The organism is Litorivivens sp. (assembly GCF_057445395.1).
Window position 1 is genome coordinate 1 of the sequence record NZ_JBVBUV010000037.1, and the last position, 21,275, is coordinate 21,275.

Below are 21,275 nucleotides of genomic sequence, written 5' to 3' on the forward strand. Positions count from 1 at the left end.
GTTTCTCCTCGCCACCCCGGGCAGCAGGCAGGTTCTCATGCTCAATTTCAGCGGCCAGCTGCTCGGCGCCTACAATACCGAAAGCTTTAGCGCTAAAGAGGTCGCCGGCCTGTCCGTCAACACCGAAAACTGCGACCACCTTCTCACCGATCTGGCATCCCACTCACTCCTTGCACTTTACCCGGGCCAACCCTGTACCCTGAAGTACGGCGACGACTTCGAGAGTGGCACCTACGATGGCAGCACAGGTTCGTCAAACTGGGCCTCCACCCCCTGGCTGGAGTATGGTGAAAACGACGGCCCCGCCGCTGGGGACGTTCGCCTGCTCACCATGGATGGTGAAACAGGCCTGGCCGTGTCGGGCAGCAGTGGCGCAATGCGGGCACTGGACCTCACTGGAGACATTAAGGTAATACTGAGCCTAGACGCGCGCGCGCTGAGCATCGAAGGCGGTGAGAACGTGACGATTGAAATTTCTCGTGATGGACTCGCCGGCCCCTGGGACTCGCTTCACGAAATTGGAGGGCCTACCGCAGACCAAAAATCATCCGCATCTTTAGATATAAGCGCTTATGCAAGCGCCGATACCGCCATTCGACTGAGACCATCTGCCACCCTTGATTCTGGCGACACGGTAATCATTGACAACCTCAGGATTCAAGTTTGTGACTAGTCAGGATTATGTAGGGCGGGGCGGGAAAGGTCGGTCGGGGGAAGCGCGATAGCCACCCCCAATCGTAAAGCGTCTTAGCGATCGTCGTAATCGGTGTGGTTCATGATGAACTTGCCGGTTTTGTTGTCGTATTTCCAGCCGCCAGCCGTACCGTCTGCAATCATGGCCAAGTCACCCGTATTCACAATAACCAAAGTATTATTTGTGCCGGTAATCGGGTCAGGCGGTAGAGCATCTTTCTTGTAGTAAGGACCGAACTTGAAGGTTGCATCGGTTGTTGAACAGGTTTGGCCTGCTGCGTTCGAGTACCGACTCAACTGATCAAGAAACGCCTGAACCGTGTCTATCGCACCCGTGCCAGCGGTGCCAGTTCCCGGACAGGTTGCGCCGGTAGCCGCAACACTGCTGGGGTAATGGCCGTGATGTTGGTAGTACAGGTCAATTGCTCCACGAACACCTGCCAAACTGGAATCAAGCGCGGCTCGCTTGGCGTCGTCAGTGGAGGAGGTGAACTGGGGAATAACAATTGCTGCTAGTACCGACAAGATTAAAACTACAATGACGAGCTCAACGAGCGTGAACCCGGATTGCCGCTTGGGCGACTTAGAATCCATGAAAATCCCCTCAATGAATCTGCTTGCAAAATCACTTTTAACCGGTTGATTAGACAGCTCTTTTTTAGCGCCTAACAATACACCGTTATTACGATTACCTTGCGATCATTTAAATATATATGATCGCAGCCGAAAATACACGAAAACCCTTATAAACACGCCCACTTCACATCGCCACGCTGGACAGCTTGAAAATCGGCAATATCAGTGAACTGACAATAATCCCAACCACCAAGCCCATCACGACCAGCATGACGGGCTCTGCCAGTTTCGACAATTGGTTTAACTGCTTAGTCAGTTCCCGGGAATAGTAATCCGCTATGCGGGCCATAACCTTGGACAGGGTTCCCGTTTCGTCACCCGTGGCCAACATCTGCCGCGCCAGCTCAGGGACATACGCAGACTGACAAAAAACATCACTGATACGCCCGCCCTCCTGAACACTCTTTTCGGTCTCTCTAATCAAAGCCCGGTATGCACGATTATTAACAACATCCCGGCTCGCGCTCAGCGCATCGCGAACACTGACACCATTACTCAGCGACAGGCTAAGTACGCGCATAAGCTGAACAAGATAAATCTTCTGGAAGATGTTGCGCAGCATCGGTGTGCGCAACTTCAGCCTATCAAGTGTTGCACCACCGGCGGCCGATTTTGCCCAAAAGACGCTACCTGCAACAATGCCGCCAACCACCGCAGACACCGCCAGCCAATATATTCGTAACAAATCGCTGATAGCCATTAGCACAATCGTTGATGCCGGCAGCTGATCCTTTATCGACGAAAAGATTTCGGCAAACTTGGGGAAAACAAAAACCATTACGAAGATGACAACTGCCCCGGAAAACACCAACAAAAACATGGGGTAGGTCATTGCAGAACTGACTGTCCCCTTAAGTTGCTGCTGTTTTTCATCCATGGCCAGCAATTCATCCAGAACCTTGGCCATAAAGCCGCCGCCCTCACTGGCCTCTACCAGCTTCACATAGGTCGTGGGGAACATTTCGGGGTGCTGCAGCAACGCATAGGAAAAGGCGCGCCCCTTTTCCACCTGAAGCGCAAGATCAGCGATGATATCGCGCACGCGGGGGTTTTCCATCTGGTTATGTAACAGCTGCAGGCTTTTATGCAGTGCAGAACCCGTCTCCAACAAAAGTGCCAGCTGCTCAGTAAAAAACATGCGGTCGTCGGCGGTTACCGGCCGCTGGAAAAGCTCCGACTTCATCGAGAACGCCGTGCCAGAGCGCTTTGCGGAAGTATCTTGCTCAACTAAAGGCATAACACGCAATACTCAATCACTGATAACCCTCGAAACTTCTTCAAGTGTCGTTTCTTCAGCTAGCACATGCTCCAACCCATCATTAAACAGCGTTTTCAGGTTGCGCTGCTGCGCATACTTGTTCAGATCATCGCGGCTAGGGTTCTTCATTATCAGACTCTGTAACGCAGAGTCGACCGTCAACACCTCATGGATACCCAGCCGGCCTTTATATCCCGAGTCAAAACAAACTTCACATCCTCGCCCCTGGGCAAGCATAATGTTCTCCCGCTCTTGCCACTGGTAGCGCTCGACAACTTCTGGCGGCGGCTTGAAGCGCGTTTTGCAATTGGGACAGATTTTGCGAACTAGCCGCTGTGCGACAACACCGACCAACGCCGACGACAATAGATAGGGTTCCACCCCCATGTCGATCATCCGCGTAACCGCGCTGACACTGTCATTGGTGTGCAGGGTCGACAACACCAGATGCCCCGTCAGCGCCGCCTGCACGGCGATCTGCGCAGTTTCACGCTCCCTTATCTCGCCGACCATGACAATATCCGGGTCTTGACGCAGGATGTGCTTGAGCATGCGCGAAAAGGTGAGCCCAATTGCATCGCGAACTTCATTTTGATTAATGATATCCAGCTGATACTCGACCGGATCCTCAACCGTTACGATATTTTTTTCCAGCGAGTTCAGATGGCTCAACGCAGCATACAGCGATGTGGTTTTCCCGCTTCCTGTTGGCCCCGTAACCAATATCAGCCCATAGCTCTTTGAGAGCAATCCGCGAAATCTTTCAAGATTACCCGCCGAAAAACCGAGTTTGTGAAGGTCCAGTATTGTCCGGCTTTTGTCGAGCACCCTCAGCACCACTTTCTCTCCGTGCAGACCCGGCAGCGAGCTGAAGCGCAAATCGACTTTTTGGTTTTGCGTATATATCTGGATACGCCCATCCTGCGGCATTCTGCGCTCGGCAATATCCAGGTTGGCCATAATTTTCAGTCGTGACACGATGGCGGGGTGCAACTCCGCACGCGGCGCCATAATTTCGTAAAGAATGCTATCGACACGAAACCTGACACGGGAATTTTTTGATCCCGGTTCGATATGCACGTCGCTTGCGCCGTCGTTCACTGCCCTCTGGATAATGGCATTAACGAGATTGATGATTGGCGAACCCGAGGACAATTCATCGATTGCAGCATAGTCTTCGGGCTGATTCGTCTCCACCAGCTCGAGGTCATCATCAATGTCGGAGATCAGATCGGTACCGATATCAACGCCACCGACAATTTCATTCAACGCTCGCTTTATGTCAGCACGACATGCCAATACGGGCCTGATCTGACAACCGGTAGCTTCTTCAATCTCGCTCAGTACGGCAATATCCTGCGCATCGGGGAGGGCCACCGCCAATGTTCCACGAACTTTGAACAAGGGCATCGCATTAAGCCGAATCGCCGTATCCTGAGACAGCGAATCAAATACCTCGATATCAAAAACGCCGGCCTTTATGCTGACAAACGGTATTCCAAGCTGCTCACTTACCGCCCTGAGCACATCCTCTTCAGCCACCACTTGCGACTCGATAAGTATCCGCCCCATTCGCATCCCAGTGCGCTCCTGCTCCTCCATGGCGTGGACTATCGTATCTTCGTCAACTAATGATCGTTCGAGCAGGACATCCCCCAAACGGCGAAATTCGCCACGTTGCGGCGGCGACTCCATTTTTCCGTCGTCAATAATCCCGACCTGGCGATCTACACCGCTAATGGCCAAAATTTTCTTTACGATGCCGGAGCAGTTTGCCAACTTTAACCAGCCGCCTTCGCGTGTGAGCAACTCATTGCAATCGAGAATTGCCTCCAGAGCTCGACTGTTTATAAACTTTATGTTCCCCATATCGATGGCAACATTGAGGTCTTGCTGGGCAACCGCTTCTTCAACAGCACGCTGCAGTTCTGTGAGCGTCGCCGGTTTGTCGAGCGACTCGGTCAGCGCGAGATAGCTGATGACCCCGAGCTGTGTTTTCAGAACTTGCGTCACTTGGCCACTCCTGCGCCGGCTTGCTCCGTTAGTTGTTCCAACACTTCTGTCAATGGCACTGGCGGTGACACAACGTAACCCTGTGCATAATCCAGCCCAATGGATTGCAAAAGCTCTTTAACGCTCTCAGATTCCACAAATTCCGCTATCGTAGACAGCCCCATAAGCTTGCCAACACTATTCATGGCTTTAACCATGCTGAGATTAATATCATTAGACTCTATTTCTTGTACGAAACTGCCATCTATCTTCAGGTAGTCAACCGGTATCTCTTTCAGGTAGCTGAATGAGCTAAGGCCGCAGCCAAAGTCGTCTAGCGAGAACGCCGCACCAAGCGCTTTGACTTCTTTCATTAGCTCGAGCGCCGACTGCATCTCGCCAATTTCAGCCGTCTCGGTCAGCTCAAAACATAGCTGGTGGTTAGCGAATTTCACATTCGCTTCAAGCAGCTCTACCAGAAACCGCTTGAAATCTTTGCTACCCATCGACTTGCCTGACAGGTTTATACTCCAGACTGACTCGGGAGAGATCTCACTGATTCGATAAGTTTTAAGTAGACCACAGATTTCTTCGACCACCCATTGGTCGATATTCGGCACCAGATCGTAACGCTCGGCGGCCTCTATAAATTTGGCCGGTGATAAAAGATTCCCCTCGTCATCAAGAATGCGCAACAACACCTCATAGTGTGGCGGGCCTCCGGAGAGCGCCTCCATAGGCTGGCAGTAGAGAACAAAATCGCGATTAAGCAATGCGCTCTTAACATTCTGCAGCCAGTAGATATCGTCACTTCTTCGCCCCTGCGCTCGATCATTGGGACTATACTCATGCTGACGCTGAAAGCTGTTGTCCTTAGCGAGAGAAGCCGCCAAGTCTCCCGCAGTCAACCAGTCTGCCGCCGAACGGAATTCTTCGTGATATCGGACGATGCCCACATTGACACTGAACTCACTGCCCGCAGGCACAATATGACGATTAGCATTGACTCTTTCTATCGCCGCAAACAGGCTATCCAGGCGCTGGACAAAATCGTTATTTGTAGAGATTACAACAATCTCATCGGCGCTTACCCTCGCTGCAATACAGCCCGTATCCAGGTGGTCGTGCAGGATTGAGGAAAAGGCCGCAAGCAACTTGCTCGCGTGCTCATGACCAAAGCTATCGGCCAGTATTTTTAGATGATTAAAGTGAAAGAAAACCAAGCAACATTGTTGCTCATTGCTTTTTAGTACATCACCAAAACGGATATCAAGCTCTGCCTGCTTCATCAGCCCGGTCACCTGATCATACCGCTGCTTGATGATTTTTCGTGCCATCTCCGCCTGAATTTCTACTAGCTGTCGATCACTGTTTGTGAATTCGGCTAGATCTCTTCGCCTAACTGCCACAAACATACCCTGCAATCTGGCATTGGGAGAAAATATTGGGGCACAAACAACGTTCAGCTCCCCCAGCCGGTCCAGCTTAAAACGATGCGCCTCTTCCTCCGAATTCGATACAAAAGACTGCTGCATCACTTTCATCGACTCGACTGCAATCGCCAACTGCTCTTCCGACAACGCACGGCCGGGCTTACCGGCCTGCACGACGCATTGCTTACCTGGGATTATTATCTGCGCCGAATCAACAGCCAGAAACGTGGCGCAATCATCCACCAGTTGCTGCAGCGAAAAATCAACCGGTTTACTGTCGTCAATTTCCGACTCGACGTTATGCTTGATTTTATAAACCAGATTGAGTTCGTCATAGCGCTCGCCAAGCTCCTCTGCCATGGCATCCAGCTCAGCTCGAAGCTGCAGCTCGCTGGCAACATTGCTTGCGATGTTTGTCAGTGCGGTCTCAAGCTGTACCGTTAACGCAGGCGACATTCCTGTCTTTGCAACAACACCAATGAACGGCAACACGTCGAGGTCACGTAAAGGAATTTCCTGCCGCAGGGTATAGTCACTACCTCGGAAAACACCATCAAACTCTCCGTCCGAGGTAAATACGCACTCGTTCTCTGTTTCAAAAACGTCAATCCTCCCTATATCGGCTACCAGCGCAAACAGCATGCGTGAGTAACCTTTAAAGTCGACGTACCGCAAATGATCTATCGTAGCCACGCGTTATCCTCAGGGATCGACAGGAACGAGTTCATGCATCAGCGCAACAAGCGCTCTAAGACTGGCGGGTTTTTCCATGAATGTCAGGTTGTTAATCTTTGCTGACCACTCACGATGCTCAATGCCGGCTTTTGAAGTAGAAATAATTATAGGAAAAGTCCGCTCCGGCAATTCTTCTTCGAGCCGCATACACAGCTCTCGCCCATCCATAATCGGCATGGCGATATCTGAAATTAACGCATCAGGTGCGCAGCTGAGAATCTTAACCAATGCCTCTTTACCATTCACCGCATGCTCAACGACATAACCGGCTTTTTCCAGCGCAATTCTCAGCACGCGAAAAATATGCGGCTCGTCTTCAGCTATCAGAATGACCGGCATTACTGACTACCTCGCTCGCCCAATATCGACTTCTTGTTAAATTCAATAGTAAAGGTGCTACCTTCACCCGGTTCGCTGGATACGCTCAGTTGCCCGTGGTGCAGCTGAACAATATTCTTTGCCAGCGTAAGGCCTAAGCCATGCCCGCTTCTTTTTCTGATTTCTTCATCTTCTGACCGATAGAACTTGTCGAATACCAATTGCTGATCTTCCTGCGATATTCCGGGCCCACTATCGCCCACATGGATTCTGACAACCTCGTTATTTTCTTCAGCAACCAAGCGCACCTGACCATCGTCGCGGTTGTATTTAATCGCATTGGAAAGCAGGTTATTGATGGCAATCCGGAGTAAGTCCTTATCGACCACAATTGGGCTCAAGCTTTCCGGAATCTGTTTTTGCAGATCCAGTGTTTTGTTGGCCGCCGCGCGACTCATGTTTTCGAAAATATCGTTGAGGAACTCCGCCGTTTTTACCCGCGTCTTCTCAACGTTGATGCTGCCCATCTCGATCTTGGCAATATTCAGCAGATTATTGACCAGATCAGCCATGCGATCGACTTCATCGTAAATGGTATTCAGCGATTCGACCCGAAGATCCGGCTCGATATCGTCTTCCATGAGCATCTCGCTGTACATCTTAACCACGTGCAGTGGCGTCTTGAGTTCGTGCGCGGCCTTGATCGCAAATTCTTCCGACATTTTTTTGTTATGTACCACATCGCTAATATCCTGAAAAACCAAAATTACGCCCAGTGGCTCACCCTGATCCAGGGTTTTCAACGGTCGTATTGTCACCGAGGCAATTTTTTCGTGGTTTTTGCGGTGAGCATAACAAAACTGCATTTGCCCGGCGGCATCACCATTTTTTCGGCAGCTCTCAACATAGCTCATGACTTCTTCTGATGGACACCAATCGGAGAAGCCGGCTCCAGCTTCAGGCGGCTCTACCGACGGGAAAAACTTGGCAAACCGCTTGTTGTGGTAGGACACGGCACCGGCCGCATCCAGCACCACAATGCCGATTGATAAGGTATTGAGCACAGCGTCAGTTCTGGCTTTGTCAAACTGCAGCAGTTTGCGATTAAGATCCAATTTGTCCTGCTTGGACTCTATGTCGCTAACAATTTGCTTGGCGTTCGCAATCAGCGAGTTGAAATCATCAAATAAAGGCGAACGCGCCTCTGAATTATCGATAACCGCTAGCTCATTAGATTCGTTCAGTGATTTGAAATGCTGGCCCAACACCTGCATGGGAACATAGGTTTTAATGATTGATGAGAGCGCAGCAAATGTCAGCAGCACAAGAGGCAGGGATAATAAAAAGTAGTAGAGCGCCCCCGGCGGCCAATAAAACGTTGGCGCCAGGAACCCGATCCGCACAACCTGGTTTCCGGCCTGCTCAACCGGGAAAAAGTATTCCAGCAGATCGACTGTGCGATCAGCGGTGGAAAAATCGCGCGACCCACCGACAACTCGCTGACTCGCAGACAGAGGCAGATCCGGGATGGTTACTTGTCCGGCAATGTTTTCGGCCCGACGTTGGCCGTGTGGAGACTCAACGATCAGATACCCAAACATCGGGTGTCCTTTCACCGCGGCAAGTAAACTCGACTGCTCCGGTCGCTCCAGCAAACGGTCGAAAGCGCTCGCAGACATCGAAGCCTGCGAAGAAGCGATCGCCGCCCCAAAGACGCGAGTCTCGGCATTGCGCAATTTCGCAGATTGCCAGCTAAATACAACCAACAATAAAGTCAGGCTGAGTGATGCGATCAACAGCATCGGAAAGAACGCAGCCAACCGCTCCGTTGTTCTGCGCTCGCGCACCCTGCGCGTTGTTACCCGGCGCCGATCACCGCGCCGTCGTTCCTTCTGCAGGGGCGACATTTCATCCGGTTGCTGCTCCGTAGTGCCCTTTACCGCCTGCATCTATATTCTCCCACGAGTCTGTGCCCACTCCATCTCTGCAGGTGCCCGCTCGTCGCTGCAGGCCTCGGCCTCAACGATTTCACGCGACTCCCTATCAGTTGTTTTACGCCAAACTCCCACCTTACACAAAGTTACACTAGCTCACCTTTGTGAAATATGCGTATTTAAAACTTTCCGACAACGGGGTGCAGCAGGATAATTGTGACCCGGGAACCATAAAACGCTTATAAATCATAGGCAAAGCACCCCGACCATCACACCCGTATGCCCCGCGGCTAGTGGCCATGTGTTGAAACCACCCCCGATGGCACTCTGATATGCTCTACCAGCTCCTGCACCTCGGAAGGGGGTTCGGCAGTAACCCGGGAAACCGTAACTGCGACAATCACATTCACCAGCGCACCGACGGCACCAAAGGCATTGGGCTCAATCCCCAGAAACCAGTTTTCCTGCATACCTCCCATAAACTCCGTACCCGGAATAAACATGATGCCTTTGTGCTGGAATACATAACACAGCGTGGCCCCAAGCCCCGCGAGCATGCCCGCAATAGCTCCTTCCTTGGTCACCCGCTTGCTGAAGATGCCGAGCATAAGTGCAGGAAAAAGTGACGATGCCGCCAGGCCAAAGGCCAGCGCTACGGTTCCGGCTGCAAAATCAGGTGGATTCAAACCCAGATACCCGGCAAACCCGATCGCGACTGCCATGGCGATACGGCTGGCCAGCAGCTCCTGTTTTTCCGAAATGCCGGGCGTAAAGACACCTTTTAGCAAATCATGGGAGATCGCAGAGGATATGGCCAGCAACAGCCCCGCCGCCGTCGATAGGGCCGCCGCTAGACCACCCGCGGCTACCAATGCAATAACCCAATTGGGCAGGCGAGCAATCTCCGGATTTGCCAACACGATAATGTCCCGATCGATAGTGACCATCTCATTCACCGCCGAGTCAGCGACATGGGTCACCCGCCCGTCGCCATTCTTGTCTTCAAATTCCAGCAGTCCGGTTTTCTCCCAGTTCTTGAACCACTGCGGGCGTTCATCGTAGACCAAGCCACCGCCATCTCTACCAGCAAGCGTATCAACAAGGTTCAGTCGCGCCATACCGGAAACCGCTGGTGCGGTGGTGTAGAGAATGGCAATAAACAGCAAAGCCCAGCCCGCCGACTTACGTGCATCGCTGACTTTCGGCACAGTGAAAAACCGGATAATGACATGGGGCAACCCCGCCGTACCGATCATCAGCGACAGGGTGTAGGCAAACATATTCAGTTTGCTGAGCCGCTCCTGAGTGGAGTACTGGGCGAATCCGAGGTCCTGCAAGACCAGATCAAGCTTATCCAGCAGATAGGTATCACTGCCAATCAGTGTGCTGCCTAGACCAAGCTGGGGGAGAGGATTACCAGTCAGATTCAGGGAGATAAAAATCGCGGGAATGGTGAAGGCAAAAATCAGTACGCAGTACTGGGCGATCTGGGTATAGGTTATCCCCTTCATCCCGCCTAATACCGCGTAGACAAACACGATCCCCATGCCCACATACAGGCCGATATCGTAGTCCACTTCCAGAAACCGCGAAAATGCCACACCCACACCTTTCATTTGCCCGATCACATAAGTCACCGAACAGACGATCAGGCAGATAACCGCGACAATCCGGGCGGTTCGTGAGTAGTAGCGCTCGCCGATGAACTCAGGCACGGTAAACTTTCCGAACTTGCGCAGATAAGGTGCCAGAAACATGGCCAGTAGAACAAAACCACCTGTCCAGCCCATCAAAAATACCGAACCACCGTAGCCCATATAGGCAATCAATCCGGCCATGGAAATAAACGAAGCGGCGCTCATCCAGTCGGCAGCAGTCGCCATGCCATTGGCGACGGGGTGAATACCTCCACCAGCTACATAGAATTCATGTGTCGAGCCGGCGCGCGACCAGAGTGCAATACCAATATACAGCGCAAATGTGGCACCAACGACGAGGTAGGTCAGCGTCTGGAGATCCATCTGTTACTCCTCGTGAACGTGATATTTTTTATCGAGACGCCCCATCAATCGGGCATAGACAAAGATCAGAATCACAAAGGTGTAAATGGCGCCCTGCTGCGCAAACCAGAAGCCCAGTTTGTAGCCGCTGAGGCGAAACTGGTTGAGCCAATCAACAAAGAGGATGCCGCAACCAAAAGACACGAGAAACCAGATTGCCGAGAGGGCGAACATCAAACGGAGATGCTCACGCCAGTAGGCCTTGGCATGTTGGTCGGATTGAAATGCCATGGAGATGTCCCTGTTATGTTTTGGGACAGCTTAAAGGATGGCGAAGCAAAAGCAATTCGCGGGCAAGGCCCGCCGCTCCCAGAGGTTATCCACTAAACCAATGCGGGAGCGGACCTTGCCCACAGGGTATTACAAGGAGAGCACTTTCTCGCCGCGCGCAATACCGGACACACCGCTGCGCACCACTTCCAGTATGGCTGCGTCACCAACAGCCTCCAGAAACGAGTCCAGCTTGTCAGACGCGCCGGTGATCTGAATGGTATACACGGTTGGACCAACATCCACGATCTGACCGCGGAAAATATCGGTGCAGCGCTTGATTTCGGCGCGCTGGGCGCCGGTGGCACGGACCTTCACCAGCATCAGTTCGCGCTCGATATGTGCGCCCTCACTCAGGTCGACCAGTTTGACCACATCCACCAGACGGTTCAGGTGCTTGGTGATCTGCTCGATCTTGTGATCATCGCCGACAGTGGTCAGGGTCAGACGAGACAGCGTCTCATCTTCGGTTGGCGCTACGTTTAACGTTTCAATGTTATAGCCACGCTGCGAGAACAGGCCAACCACACGCGACAGAGCGCCAGGCTCGTTTTCCAACAATACTGAAATTATCCGTCGCATCAGGTCCGCTCCGTCTTGCTCAACCACATATCACGCATGGAGCCGTTCGGCGCCACCAGCATCGGGTAAACGTGCTCGTGGGGATCTACGTGAATATCCATAAACACCAGGCGATCTTTCATCGCCAACACTTCTTTCAACGCCCCTTCCAGGTCCGCCTTTTTGTCTACGCGAATTCCCACGTGGCCGTAGGCTTCTGCCAGCTTGCAGAAGTCCGGCAGCGAGTTCTCGTAAGTACTCTCGGCATAGCGACCTTCATACTGCATATCCTGCCATTGCTTAACCATGCCAAGGTAGCCGTTGTACAGATTCAGGATTTTCACCGGGATGTTGTACTGGGTACAGGTGGAGAGCTCCTGAATATTCATCTGGATACTGCCTTCGCCGGTCACACAGACCACGTCTGAATCCGGGTAGGCAAGTTTCACACCCATTGCGGAAGGCAGACCAAAGCCCATCGTGCCCAGCCCCCCGGAATTGATCCAGCGGCGCGGGTGCTTGAAGCGGTAGTACTGAGCCGCGTACATCTGGTGCTGACCAACATCAGAGGTTACATACGCCTCGCCATTGGTCACCTTGCACAAGGTATCGATGACTTCCTGCGGCTTGATCAGATCGGTAGAGGTATCGTAACGGGGTCTGGTCCACAGGCCGTGGGCATCACGCCACTCGTCAATCTGATTCCACCAGACACCCAGCGCTTTCGCGTCAGGTAGACTTTTGTCGGCTTTGCGGGCTTCGCGAACCAGGCTCAACATTTCGGCGAGCACGGAATCCACCGGCCCGACAATCGGCACATCAGCAGCGATGGTTTTTGAGATTGACGCCGGATCGATATCGATATGGATGATTTTTGCGCCGGGACAGAATTTGCCGGGCGTATTGGTAACGCGGTCGTCGAAGCGTGCACCCACCGCCAGAATCACATCACTGTGATGCATGGCATTATTGGCTTCATAAAACCCGTGCATGCCCAGCATGCCCAGAAACTGACGATCGTCACCGGGGAAGCCACCAAGTCCCATCAGGGTATTGGTGACGGGATAGTTCAGCTCGTGCGCCAGCTCAGTCAACACACCGGATGCATTGCCTTGCACCACACCACCACCGGTATAAATCACCGGGCGTTTGGCTTCCAACAGCAACTGTACCGCTTTCTTGATCTGGCCGGAGTGACCTCGGCTCGCTGGCGTGTAAGAACGCATCTTCACCGATTTAGGGTAGCGGTACTCAAATTTATCGACTGGGTTGGTAATGTCTTTCGGCAGATCGATAACGACCGGACCTGGCCGCCCGGTAGACGCCAGATAGAAAGCCTTTTTGATGGTCTCGGGGATGTCTTCGGCCTTCTTCACCATAAAGCTGTGCTTCACAATGGGGCGGGAGATACCAACCATGTCGGTTTCCTGGAAGGCGTCTTCGCCAATCAGGTGGGTAGCAACCTGACCGGACAGCACAACCATGGGAATAGAGTCCATATAGGCCGTGGCAATGCCGGTGACCGCGTTAGTTGCACCAGGGCCAGAGGTGACCAGCACCACGCCGGGCTTGCCGGTGGCGCGCGCGTAGCCATCAGCGGCATGAGTCGCCGCCTGCTCGTGACGCACCAGAATATGAGGCACCTTGCAGTTCTGAAACAAGGAGTCGTAAATATGTAGAACGGCCCCACCGGGGTAGCCGAAGATAAATTCAACGCCTTCGTCTTCGAGGGCGCGGGCGATCATATCACCGCCAGATAGTAACTCCACTGAATAATCCTCTTCAGTTTTCGGGCACCGATGGAAACGGGTGTTTTCGCAAGGACTGCTTTAGCCCCGCGCAGAGCGCGCCCATTTTCAATGGCAACTCTGCGGCCCTCGCAAAAACCTGAATTCCGGAGGCGCCCTTTCGATTAAATAACAGCATGTGCGCCCGCCGACTATGCGGCAGCGAGAATCACATGAACCTCCGATCACATCGACCACGATGCGTCGGGCGAAACGCCTGACAAAGCTGCAAAAGGATGCAGATTTGCCCTTGTGAAGGTCTTCGCGGGGTGTGCGAAGATGGCATTCTCGCAACACAGGTCATGTGCTTGCGGAGAGAATGGATTTGCGAAAGCAATGATTGCGCGCTTGAGCGCAACCCCGAATCACAACCGCGGGTAGCGGTGGATTAACGGCCATTTCAGGTGTTCTGAGCAATCGCGTATTTTTCAGTGATGGCAAGCACTTGTCAATAGCTGTCAAAGTGTGATGCTACTCCTTATCGCTAACGCAAAATGTCTGCCATAATGAAGGAAGGAGTGAGGAATGGGACTATAACATGCTGAAAAGACTCGCCTTGGCGCTGTTGATTATCGTTGCGGGGTCGGCGGTGACCGCCAAAACCGGCTATTACCGCTGGGTTGACGACAATGGCCAGCCCCATTTCACCCAAAAGCCCCCGTTGGATCGCCCTTCAACATTTATCCCGACCGGCCGCGGCTACAGCGACGACAGCGTTAATCCACCCTACCCGCCGAAAGTGCCGGCAAAACGGGCGGATAGCGGTACCGAGCCCGCTCCGGAAAAGCCGGAGAAAAACAAAGAGTTCGAAGTTCTCCCGGATAAAGACCCCGCGCGCTGCGAGCAGGCCAGAAAGGCCCTACAGAACTTCTCACGCGGCCAGCGCGTGAGAGTGAAAGATGACAACGGCGAATACCGAGTGCTCGACAGCGAGGAGCAATCGGAGCAAATGAAAAAGGCTCAGGAGGCGGTAGATATCTACTGCTAGCGCCCGGCGGCACGCGCCGGACGCCTGCAGCGCTTGGTAACCCTTAGCTCACCATCTCCGCGTTGGCGACGGTTGAAAATACCAGCCGCTCGCCTTCCACGTCGCCGTATATGGCATCCCCGGGACCAAATTTACCCTCAAGAATGTCGTGCGCCAACGGGTTTTCCACCATCTGCTGAATCGCTCGTTTCAGCGGGCGCGCCCCGTAAACCGGGTCGAAGCCCACAGCCGTAAGCTTGTCCATCGCCGCATCGCTCAACTCCAGCGAGAGCTCCCGCTCTGCCAAGCGCTTGCTGAGATAGACCAGCTGAATGTCGGCAATCGCTCGCACCTGGGCCTGCTCCAGCGGACGGAACACCACCATCTCGTCGAGGCGATTAATAAACTCCGGCCGGAAATGATTTGAAACCACGTCCAGCACCGCCTCCTTGATCGCATCATAACCACGGTCGGCGCGTGCAAGATCCTGAATGCGGTCCGACCCAAGGTTTGAGGTCATCACAATGACGGTATTGCGAAAATCAACCGTGCGGCCCTGACCGTCTGTCAGGCGGCCATCGTCCAGCACCTGCAACAGAATATTGAATACGTCCGGATGCGCCTTTTCCACTTCATCGAGCAGTAACAGGGAATAGGGCCGACGACGAACGGCTTCCGTCAAATAGCCACCTTCTTCATAACCGACATATCCGGGAGGCGCGCCGATAAGTCGGGCAACGGAATGCTTCTCCATAAACTCCGACATATCGATGCGCACCATGGCATCTTCGCTATCATACAAAAAGGTCGCCAGCGCCTTGCATAGCTCGGTTTTACCGACCCCGGTTGGCCCCATAAACAGAAAGGAACCGTTGGGCCGGTTGGGCTCGCTCAGCCCGGCACGAGAGCGTCGCACCGCGTGCGATACGGCAACAATTGCCTCTTCCTGCCCCACCACCCGGTGATGCAATTCGTCTTCCATGCGTAATAGTTTCTCGCGCTCGCCTTCAAGCATTTTGCTCACAGGAATGCCGGTCCAGCGCGAAACCACCTCCGCCACCTCTTCATCGGTTACTTTGTTGCGCAATAACTTTCGCTCTTCGCTGTCAGCGCTGCCGGCACTGGCAAGGCGTTTCTCCAGCTCAGGAATAACTCCGTACTGCAGTTCGGACATGCGAGTCAGATCGCTGGCACGGCGCGCTGAATCCAGCTCCAGCTTCGCTTTCTCCAGCTCGCTTTTGATCTGATTTGCGCCCTGCAATGACGATTTTTCAGCCAACCAGATTTCCTCAAGGTCGGCATACTCTTTCTCCACTGCGTCGATATCGGCATTGAGCTTTTCCAATTGCTTGCGGGCCGATTCGTCCTTGTCCTTTTTGACCGCTTCGCGCTGTATTTTCAGCTGTATAAGGCGGCGCTCAAGTCGATCCATCTCCTCCGGCTTGGAATCTATCTCCATGCGTATCCGGCTGGCCGATTCATCAATGAGATCGATCGCCTTGTCCGGCAATTGCCGATCCGCAATATAGCGTTGCGACAGGCGGGTGGCGGCGATAATGGCCGAATCCGTGATATCGACACCATGGTGCACTTCGTAGCGCTCTTTCAGGCCACGCAGAATGGCGATGGTGTCCTCTTCACTGGGCTCACCCACCAGTACTTTCTGAAAGCGGCGCTCTAGTGCTGCATCTTTTTCAAGGTACTGACGATATTCGTCGAGCGTGGTAGCCCCCACACAATGCAGCTCGCCCCGCGCCAACGCCGGCTTGAGCATATTGCCTGCGTCCATTGCGCCTTCTGCCTTACCGGCGCCGACCATGGTGTGCAGTTCGTCGATAAAGAGGATGACGCGCCCTTCTTCCTTCGCCAATTCGTTGAGCACGGCTTTCAGGCGCTCTTCAAATTCACCGCGATATTTGGCACCCGCTAGCAGCGAGCCGAGATCCAGCGACAGCAACCGCTTGTCTTTCAGACCCTCCGGCACTTCACCATTTACAATCCGCTGAGCCAACCCTTCCACGATCGCCGTTTTACCTACGCCGGGCTCACCAATCAGCACGGGATTGTTCTTGGTGCGACGTTGCAGCACCTGCACTGCGCGACGAATCTCCTCGTCGCGACCAATTACCGGGTCGAGCTTGCCTTCGCGCGCACGCTCGGTGAGATCAATGGTATATTTTTCAAGGGCCTGGCGGGCACCTTCAGCTTCCGGGTCGTTCACGTTGGCTCCTGCGCGCACACTATCAATCGCGCCTTCGAGTTTGTCCTTGGTCAGTCCTGCGGCTTTGAGGTCGGCAGCCAATTTGCCGCCTACGTCCAACAACGCAAGCACCACAAGCTCACTGGAAATATAGGCGTCGCCGCGTTGCTGAGCGAGTTTGTCGGTCACATTGAAAACGCGGCCGAGTTCATTGGACACATGCACGTCGCCAGGCGTGCCCTGTACCTGAGGCAGGGCTTTCAGCTGTTCTCCCAAGCGCTGCTCAAGGCTCGGCACATTTACGCCGGCCTGTTGCAGCAAGGGTTTGACCGAGCCATTTTGCTGACGCAACAGCGCCATCAACAGATGCACCGGCTCAATAAACTGGTGATCCTTACCAATGGCCAGCGATTGGGCCTCGGCAACGGCAGACTGCAGAGCACTGGTGAAACGATCAATACGCATGAAATTACCCTCGTGTAAATTCGCGAGCTCGGCTCGCACCCACACATGACGGGGCTTACCGCTACTGCCAGCAAGGTCTGGCTTCAACCAGCCAGCTCACGAGCAAATAAAGCCTCGTACACAACCTTAAATGAGGGTTAAACGGCAAAAATCAAGGCAGGCGGTAAATCAGGCTGGCAAAGCGGCCGCAGGGATTTTCGCGGCGATAGGAGTAAAACCGTGGATCGTCGTAGCTACACAGGCCGCTGTCGGCGATCGCCGTCAGGCCCAATGCCTGTAGCTGCAGCGCCGCCAAGCCCGCCAGATCACACTGGTATTTGTCCGCTTCGTCGCCGGAGACAAAACAGCTCTCCACCTGACGGACCGACGGACCTGAGAATCTGTCAATGAAGGCCCCGCGCACTTCCCCGCCCACTTCAAATCGCGGCTGGCGAATACAGGGCCCCAGCCAGGCAAGGAGCTGTGCGGCAGGGGCGTCAAATGCATTCACGGTATTAACCAGAACACCGTCGAGCAATCCACGCCAACCGGCGTGAGCCGCTGCCACCTGCTTCCCAGCCCTATCGGCAAACAAAACCGGCAAACAGTCAGCCGTCAGCACCGCGCAGGCCAACCCGGTGCGATCAGTAATCGCAGCATCGGCCTGTGGCACTCGGCTACCGTCGGCGACCACCACCGCCGGGCTATGTATCTGGGATAACCACTGGATTTCTGTCAATTCCGGGCAGTAGTGATGCAGACGGCGACGATTTTCAGATACGGCCAGCGGATCGTCAGCCACGTGGTCGCCAAGATTGAACGACGCATATGCGCCGTGGCTTACCCCGCCCGAGCGCGTCGTGCACAGGGCGCGCACGTTTGCAGGCGCGTCCCAGTCGGGGTAAATCACATCAGCCACCCGCCTTGTCCTCAGCAGCCAGCACGTCACGCAGCCGCTGAAAATCAGCGGGCAGCTCAGACTCCCAGCTCACGAGCTCGCCAGAGGCCGGGTGCAGCAGTTCAAGGCGCCGCGCGTGCAAAGCTTGGCGACGGAAAGTGCGCAGGGTTTCGCTGAGCAATTCACTGGCGCCCTTGGGCTGGCGCAGGCGGCCCGCATAAAGCTGATCGCCAATGAGTGGATGCTTGATATGAGCCATGTGCACTCGAATCTGGTGAGTGCGCCCGGTTTCCAGTAGGCAGCGCACATGCGAAAAATGCGCGTAGCGCGCAATCATTCGATAATGTGTCACAGCATCCTTGCCGCCGGCGCGCACTACCGCCATTTTCTTGCGTTGCTGTGGATGCCGGCCCATCGGCGCATCCACCTTACCGCCGCCGGTCATGGCACCGTAGACCAGCGCCTCGTATTCGCGGTGTACCTCTCGCGCCTGCAATTGCTTGACCAGCGAGGTATGGGCTTCGAGGGTTTTCGCAACCACCATCAACCCGGAAGTGTCCTTGTCGAGCCTGTGCACAATGCCCGCCCGCGGTAACTGCGCCAAAGCCGGGCAGTGTTCCAGCAGGGCATTGACTAGAGTACCGTCGGCATGCCCGGCAGCGGGATGCACCACCAGGCCAACGGGCTTGTCCAGCACCAGCAATTGCTCATCTTCGTAAAACAACCCGAAATCAATCTGCTGAGGCTCCCAACGGCCCTCGTCCTGCAATTCGGCGCCAATACTGACGGTTTCGCCGCCCATGATTTTGTCCTTGGGGCGAAGGGTTGCGCCGTTTACTGTCAGTTCGCCGGACTTAATCCAGCTTTGCAGGCGTGAACGGGAGTAATCGGGGAACAGGTGGGCAACCGCCTGGTCTAACCGCTGGCCCGCCAGCTCGTCTGGAATGACGGCGCTGAGGGCAATTGTGTCGGGCATGAATAATCCTTTTTCGCCACCGCGTGCGGCCGCTTTATGGAGCAGGGTGGCTGTGGTTAAATACGTCGCCTGAATTATCCACCGCTGAAACCGGGAATGCCACACTATGAGAGTTGTTAAACACGGTCTGATGATACTGCTGGTCGGCGTACTGGCCGCCTGCGCATCCGATCCGAACAAAGAGGCAGAATCCTCGGAGAAGAAGATTTACGAAAAAGCACAGGAGCATCTGGAGAACGGCAACTTCTCTTTGGCCGTGCAAAATCTGCAACTACTGGAATCGCGCTTCCCTTTTGGCCCGTATGCCGAACAGGCCCAGCTTGAGATTATTTACGCTCACTATCGCAGCTTGGAGCCTGAAGCCGCCATTGCCGCCGCAGACCGCTTTATTCGCCTGCACCCCCAGCATCCAAACGTGGACTACGCCTACTACATGCGCGGACTGGCGAACTATACCGAGGGCCAGGGCCTATTGGAGCGGTTCTTTCCCACTGATATGACCCAGCGCGATCCCGGCGCAGCCATTCAGGCCTTTGAGGATTTTCGCCAGTTGCTGCAACGCTTCCCAAACAGCCAGTATGCGCCGGACGCCCGGGCCCGGATGATACATCTGCGCAACCGCCTGGCGCGCTACGAAATCAACGTGGCCAACTACTACTTCAAACGCAAGGCATACCTGGCGGCGGCGAACCGCGGCCGTTACGTTGTGGAAAACCTACCGCAAACTTCAGCGGTTCCCGACGCACTGGCGGTGATGACCCAGGCGTACTTGCTGCTGGGCATGAATGATCTGGCGGATCGCTCACTGACGGTATTGCGCAGCAACTTCCCCAATCACCCGGCGCTGGACGAGAAGGGCAATTTCAACAGCCAGGTCGGCCAGGATCAGGAACAGTCGTGGCTCAACAAAGCCACGCTGGGACTGGTGGATCGCTACGACCCACCCAAGTTTGATAATCGCCCCGACTTTGTACCCGGTGAAGGCGAAAAAGAAGTCGTGCGCGACGATACGCCACGCCCCAAAATGCGCCCCCGCCGCTAAATCGCCGACAACACCTCGTCACAGTAGAGCCTGAGGGATTCCCAGGCTCTATCTACCGGCACACCGCCAACCAACGGATGCATCACCATATTGCGCTCGGGATCTGCCTGCATGCGGTCGATACACTCATTGGGCGTCAGAATTTCATAGCGGCCACTGGCGCGAATCTCTTCAACGCTGGCACTGGGCATCTCCATGGGGCGCGCCAGCCCCGCTCGCTTCCAGCTGTTGTATTCACGCACCTCGTTGAGAAAGTAAGACCCTATTTCGGGCCATGCCTGCTCGGGGCTCTCGTCGACAAACACCAGTGAAAAGTCGTCGGGCGGCGCGACCACAAAGCCAAGATTGCCGTTGGCCTCAAGCTGTTCATAGTAATAGGCCTCAAGCTCGGCATCGTGAATCGGCGGCGAAAAGGGCAAGCCAAAACGCGCGGCTCGCCGCGCCGCCACCTTGCTCATGCCCCCCACCAGAAACATGGGGTGCGGCCTGGTGTAAGGCTTGGGCGTCACGGTAATCATTTCACCCCGATACTCAAAGGGCTCATCACCCCAGGCCTTGAGCAAGGTTTCGAGCACATGATCCATCCATTCGCCGCGCGTATCGAACGGCTTATCCAGGGCGTGAAATTCAATTTCGCGGTAGCCAAGCCCGGCAATAAAACTGAGGCGGCCACGACTTAGCAGATCGATCACCGCGATATCTTCTGCCAGACGTACCGGGTCATAAAGGGACACCAACAGAGCCATAATGCCAATGTTGGCATTGTGCGTGCGCGCCGCGATCGCAGCCGCCATCGTCAGCGGTGAAGGCAGCCAACCATTTTGCGCACAGTGATGCTCCTCGACATTAATGTAGGCAAAACCATTGTGATCTGCGTACTCAGCCATATCAATGGCAGCCTGATAGCGCGCCGAGCGCAACTCGGGGTCCGCTTCCGAACCGGTCATATTCAAACGCAGTGTGCTTGGCATGGCGACATATCCTTCTTCGGGACAGTATGTAGTCTCTAGAGATACCGGATTTCCGGGGCAGATGAAAGGTTTGCGTAAAGAAAGAAGCGGACAGTAACAA

Annotated in this window: 17 protein-coding genes; 3 read left to right on the top strand and 14 right to left on the bottom strand. The window is 54.3% G+C overall.

Annotated elements, in window-relative coordinates; genetic code table 11:
• Nucleotides 1-673: hypothetical protein (locus AC222A_RS11495; protein ID WP_372750094.1), on the top strand; the 673-nt coding region annotated here is incomplete at its 5' end.
• A gap of 74 nt (nucleotides 674-747) precedes the next feature.
• On the opposite strand, the gene AC222A_RS11500 is transcribed toward AC222A_RS11495, so the two are convergent.
• The 10 genes from AC222A_RS11500 to AC222A_RS11545 form a co-directional block, all read right to left on the bottom strand.
• Nucleotides 748-1,287 carry a type II secretion system protein gene (locus tag AC222A_RS11500; protein WP_372750093.1) on the bottom strand — a complete coding sequence of 180 codons (540 nt, stop codon included), beginning with the start codon at nucleotides 1,285-1,287 and terminating at the stop codon, nucleotides 748-750.
• Nucleotides 1,288-1,453: 166 nt separating this feature from the next.
• Nucleotides 1,454-2,512: a type II secretion system F family protein gene (locus tag AC222A_RS11505; RefSeq protein ID WP_372760393.1), complete on the bottom strand. Its 1,059-nt coding sequence runs from the start codon at nucleotides 2,510-2,512 to the stop codon at nucleotides 1,454-1,456.
• Nucleotides 2,513-2,578: 66 nt separating this feature from the next.
• Nucleotides 2,579-4,600, bottom strand: coding sequence for an ATPase, T2SS/T4P/T4SS family (locus AC222A_RS11510; RefSeq protein ID WP_372763808.1), 2,022 nt, complete (start codon nucleotides 4,598-4,600; stop codon nucleotides 2,579-2,581).
• On the bottom strand, nucleotides 4,597-6,705 hold the full coding sequence (locus AC222A_RS11515; protein WP_372747955.1) for an EAL domain-containing protein: 2,109 nt from the start codon (nucleotides 6,703-6,705) through the stop codon (nucleotides 4,597-4,599). Before AC222A_RS11515 ends, AC222A_RS11510 begins: the two co-directional genes overlap by 4 nt.
• Nucleotides 6,706-6,714: 9 nt before the next feature.
• Nucleotides 6,715-7,086 carry a response regulator gene (locus AC222A_RS11520; RefSeq protein ID WP_372747954.1) on the bottom strand — a complete coding sequence of 124 codons (372 nt, stop codon included), beginning with the start codon at nucleotides 7,084-7,086 and terminating at the stop codon, nucleotides 6,715-6,717.
• Nucleotides 7,086-9,014, bottom strand: coding sequence for a sensor histidine kinase (locus tag AC222A_RS11525; protein WP_372747953.1), 1,929 nt, complete (start codon nucleotides 9,012-9,014; stop codon nucleotides 7,086-7,088). The genes AC222A_RS11520 and AC222A_RS11525 overlap by 1 nt, the downstream gene beginning before the upstream one ends.
• Before the next feature lie 275 nt (nucleotides 9,015-9,289).
• Entirely contained in the window at nucleotides 9,290-11,020 is a 1,731-nt protein-coding gene (locus AC222A_RS11530) for a sodium:solute symporter family protein (protein ID WP_372780867.1), read from the bottom strand.
• A 3-nt stretch (nucleotides 11,021-11,023) separates the two neighbouring features.
• The gene (locus AC222A_RS11535) at nucleotides 11,024-11,290 is read right to left on the bottom strand and encodes a DUF4212 domain-containing protein (protein ID WP_372747951.1); all 267 of its coding nucleotides are present in this window, start codon (nucleotides 11,288-11,290) and stop codon (nucleotides 11,024-11,026) included.
• A gap of 129 nt (nucleotides 11,291-11,419) precedes the next feature.
• Entirely contained in the window at nucleotides 11,420-11,911 is a 492-nt protein-coding gene (gene ilvN, locus AC222A_RS11540; protein ID WP_372747950.1) for an acetolactate synthase small subunit, read from the bottom strand.
• Nucleotides 11,911-13,659: an acetolactate synthase 3 large subunit gene (locus tag AC222A_RS11545; RefSeq protein WP_372747949.1), complete on the bottom strand. Its 1,749-nt coding sequence runs from the start codon at nucleotides 13,657-13,659 to the stop codon at nucleotides 11,911-11,913. Before AC222A_RS11545 ends, ilvN begins: the two co-directional genes overlap by 1 nt.
• Before the next feature lie 556 nt (nucleotides 13,660-14,215).
• On the opposite strand from AC222A_RS11545, the gene AC222A_RS11550 reads away from it, so the two are divergent.
• A complete protein-coding gene (locus tag AC222A_RS11550; RefSeq protein WP_372747948.1) occupies nucleotides 14,216-14,665 on the top strand; it encodes a DUF4124 domain-containing protein in 450 nt (149 codons plus the stop codon).
• A gap of 43 nt (nucleotides 14,666-14,708) precedes the next feature.
• Here the strand turns inward: AC222A_RS11550 and clpB are convergent, their stop codons facing one another.
• The 3 genes from clpB to rluD form a co-directional block, all read right to left on the bottom strand.
• Nucleotides 14,709-17,309, bottom strand: coding sequence for an ATP-dependent chaperone ClpB (gene clpB, locus AC222A_RS11555; RefSeq protein ID WP_372799249.1), 2,601 nt, complete (start codon nucleotides 17,307-17,309; stop codon nucleotides 14,709-14,711).
• 151 nt (nucleotides 17,310-17,460) lie between these two features.
• Nucleotides 17,461-18,207 (bottom strand): peptidoglycan editing factor PgeF, encoded by a 747-nt coding sequence (gene pgeF / locus AC222A_RS11560; RefSeq protein ID WP_486775017.1) that lies wholly within the window; start codon nucleotides 18,205-18,207, stop codon nucleotides 17,461-17,463.
• On the bottom strand, nucleotides 18,200-19,162 hold the full coding sequence (gene rluD, locus AC222A_RS11565) for a 23S rRNA pseudouridine(1911/1915/1917) synthase RluD (protein ID WP_372780864.1): 963 nt from the start codon (nucleotides 19,160-19,162) through the stop codon (nucleotides 18,200-18,202). Before rluD ends, pgeF begins: the two co-directional genes overlap by 8 nt.
• 106 nt (nucleotides 19,163-19,268) lie before the next feature.
• On the opposite strand from rluD, the gene AC222A_RS11570 reads away from it, so the two are divergent.
• Nucleotides 19,269-20,204 carry an outer membrane protein assembly factor BamD gene (locus tag AC222A_RS11570; RefSeq protein ID WP_372765159.1) on the top strand — a complete coding sequence of 312 codons (936 nt, stop codon included), beginning with the start codon at nucleotides 19,269-19,271 and terminating at the stop codon, nucleotides 20,202-20,204.
• Here the strand turns inward: AC222A_RS11570 and AC222A_RS11575 are convergent.
• Entirely contained in the window at nucleotides 20,201-21,175 is a 975-nt protein-coding gene (locus AC222A_RS11575) for an LLM class flavin-dependent oxidoreductase (protein WP_372750194.1), read from the bottom strand. The genes AC222A_RS11570 and AC222A_RS11575 overlap by 4 nt on opposite strands.
• Nucleotides 21,176-21,275: the final 100 nt, after the last annotated feature.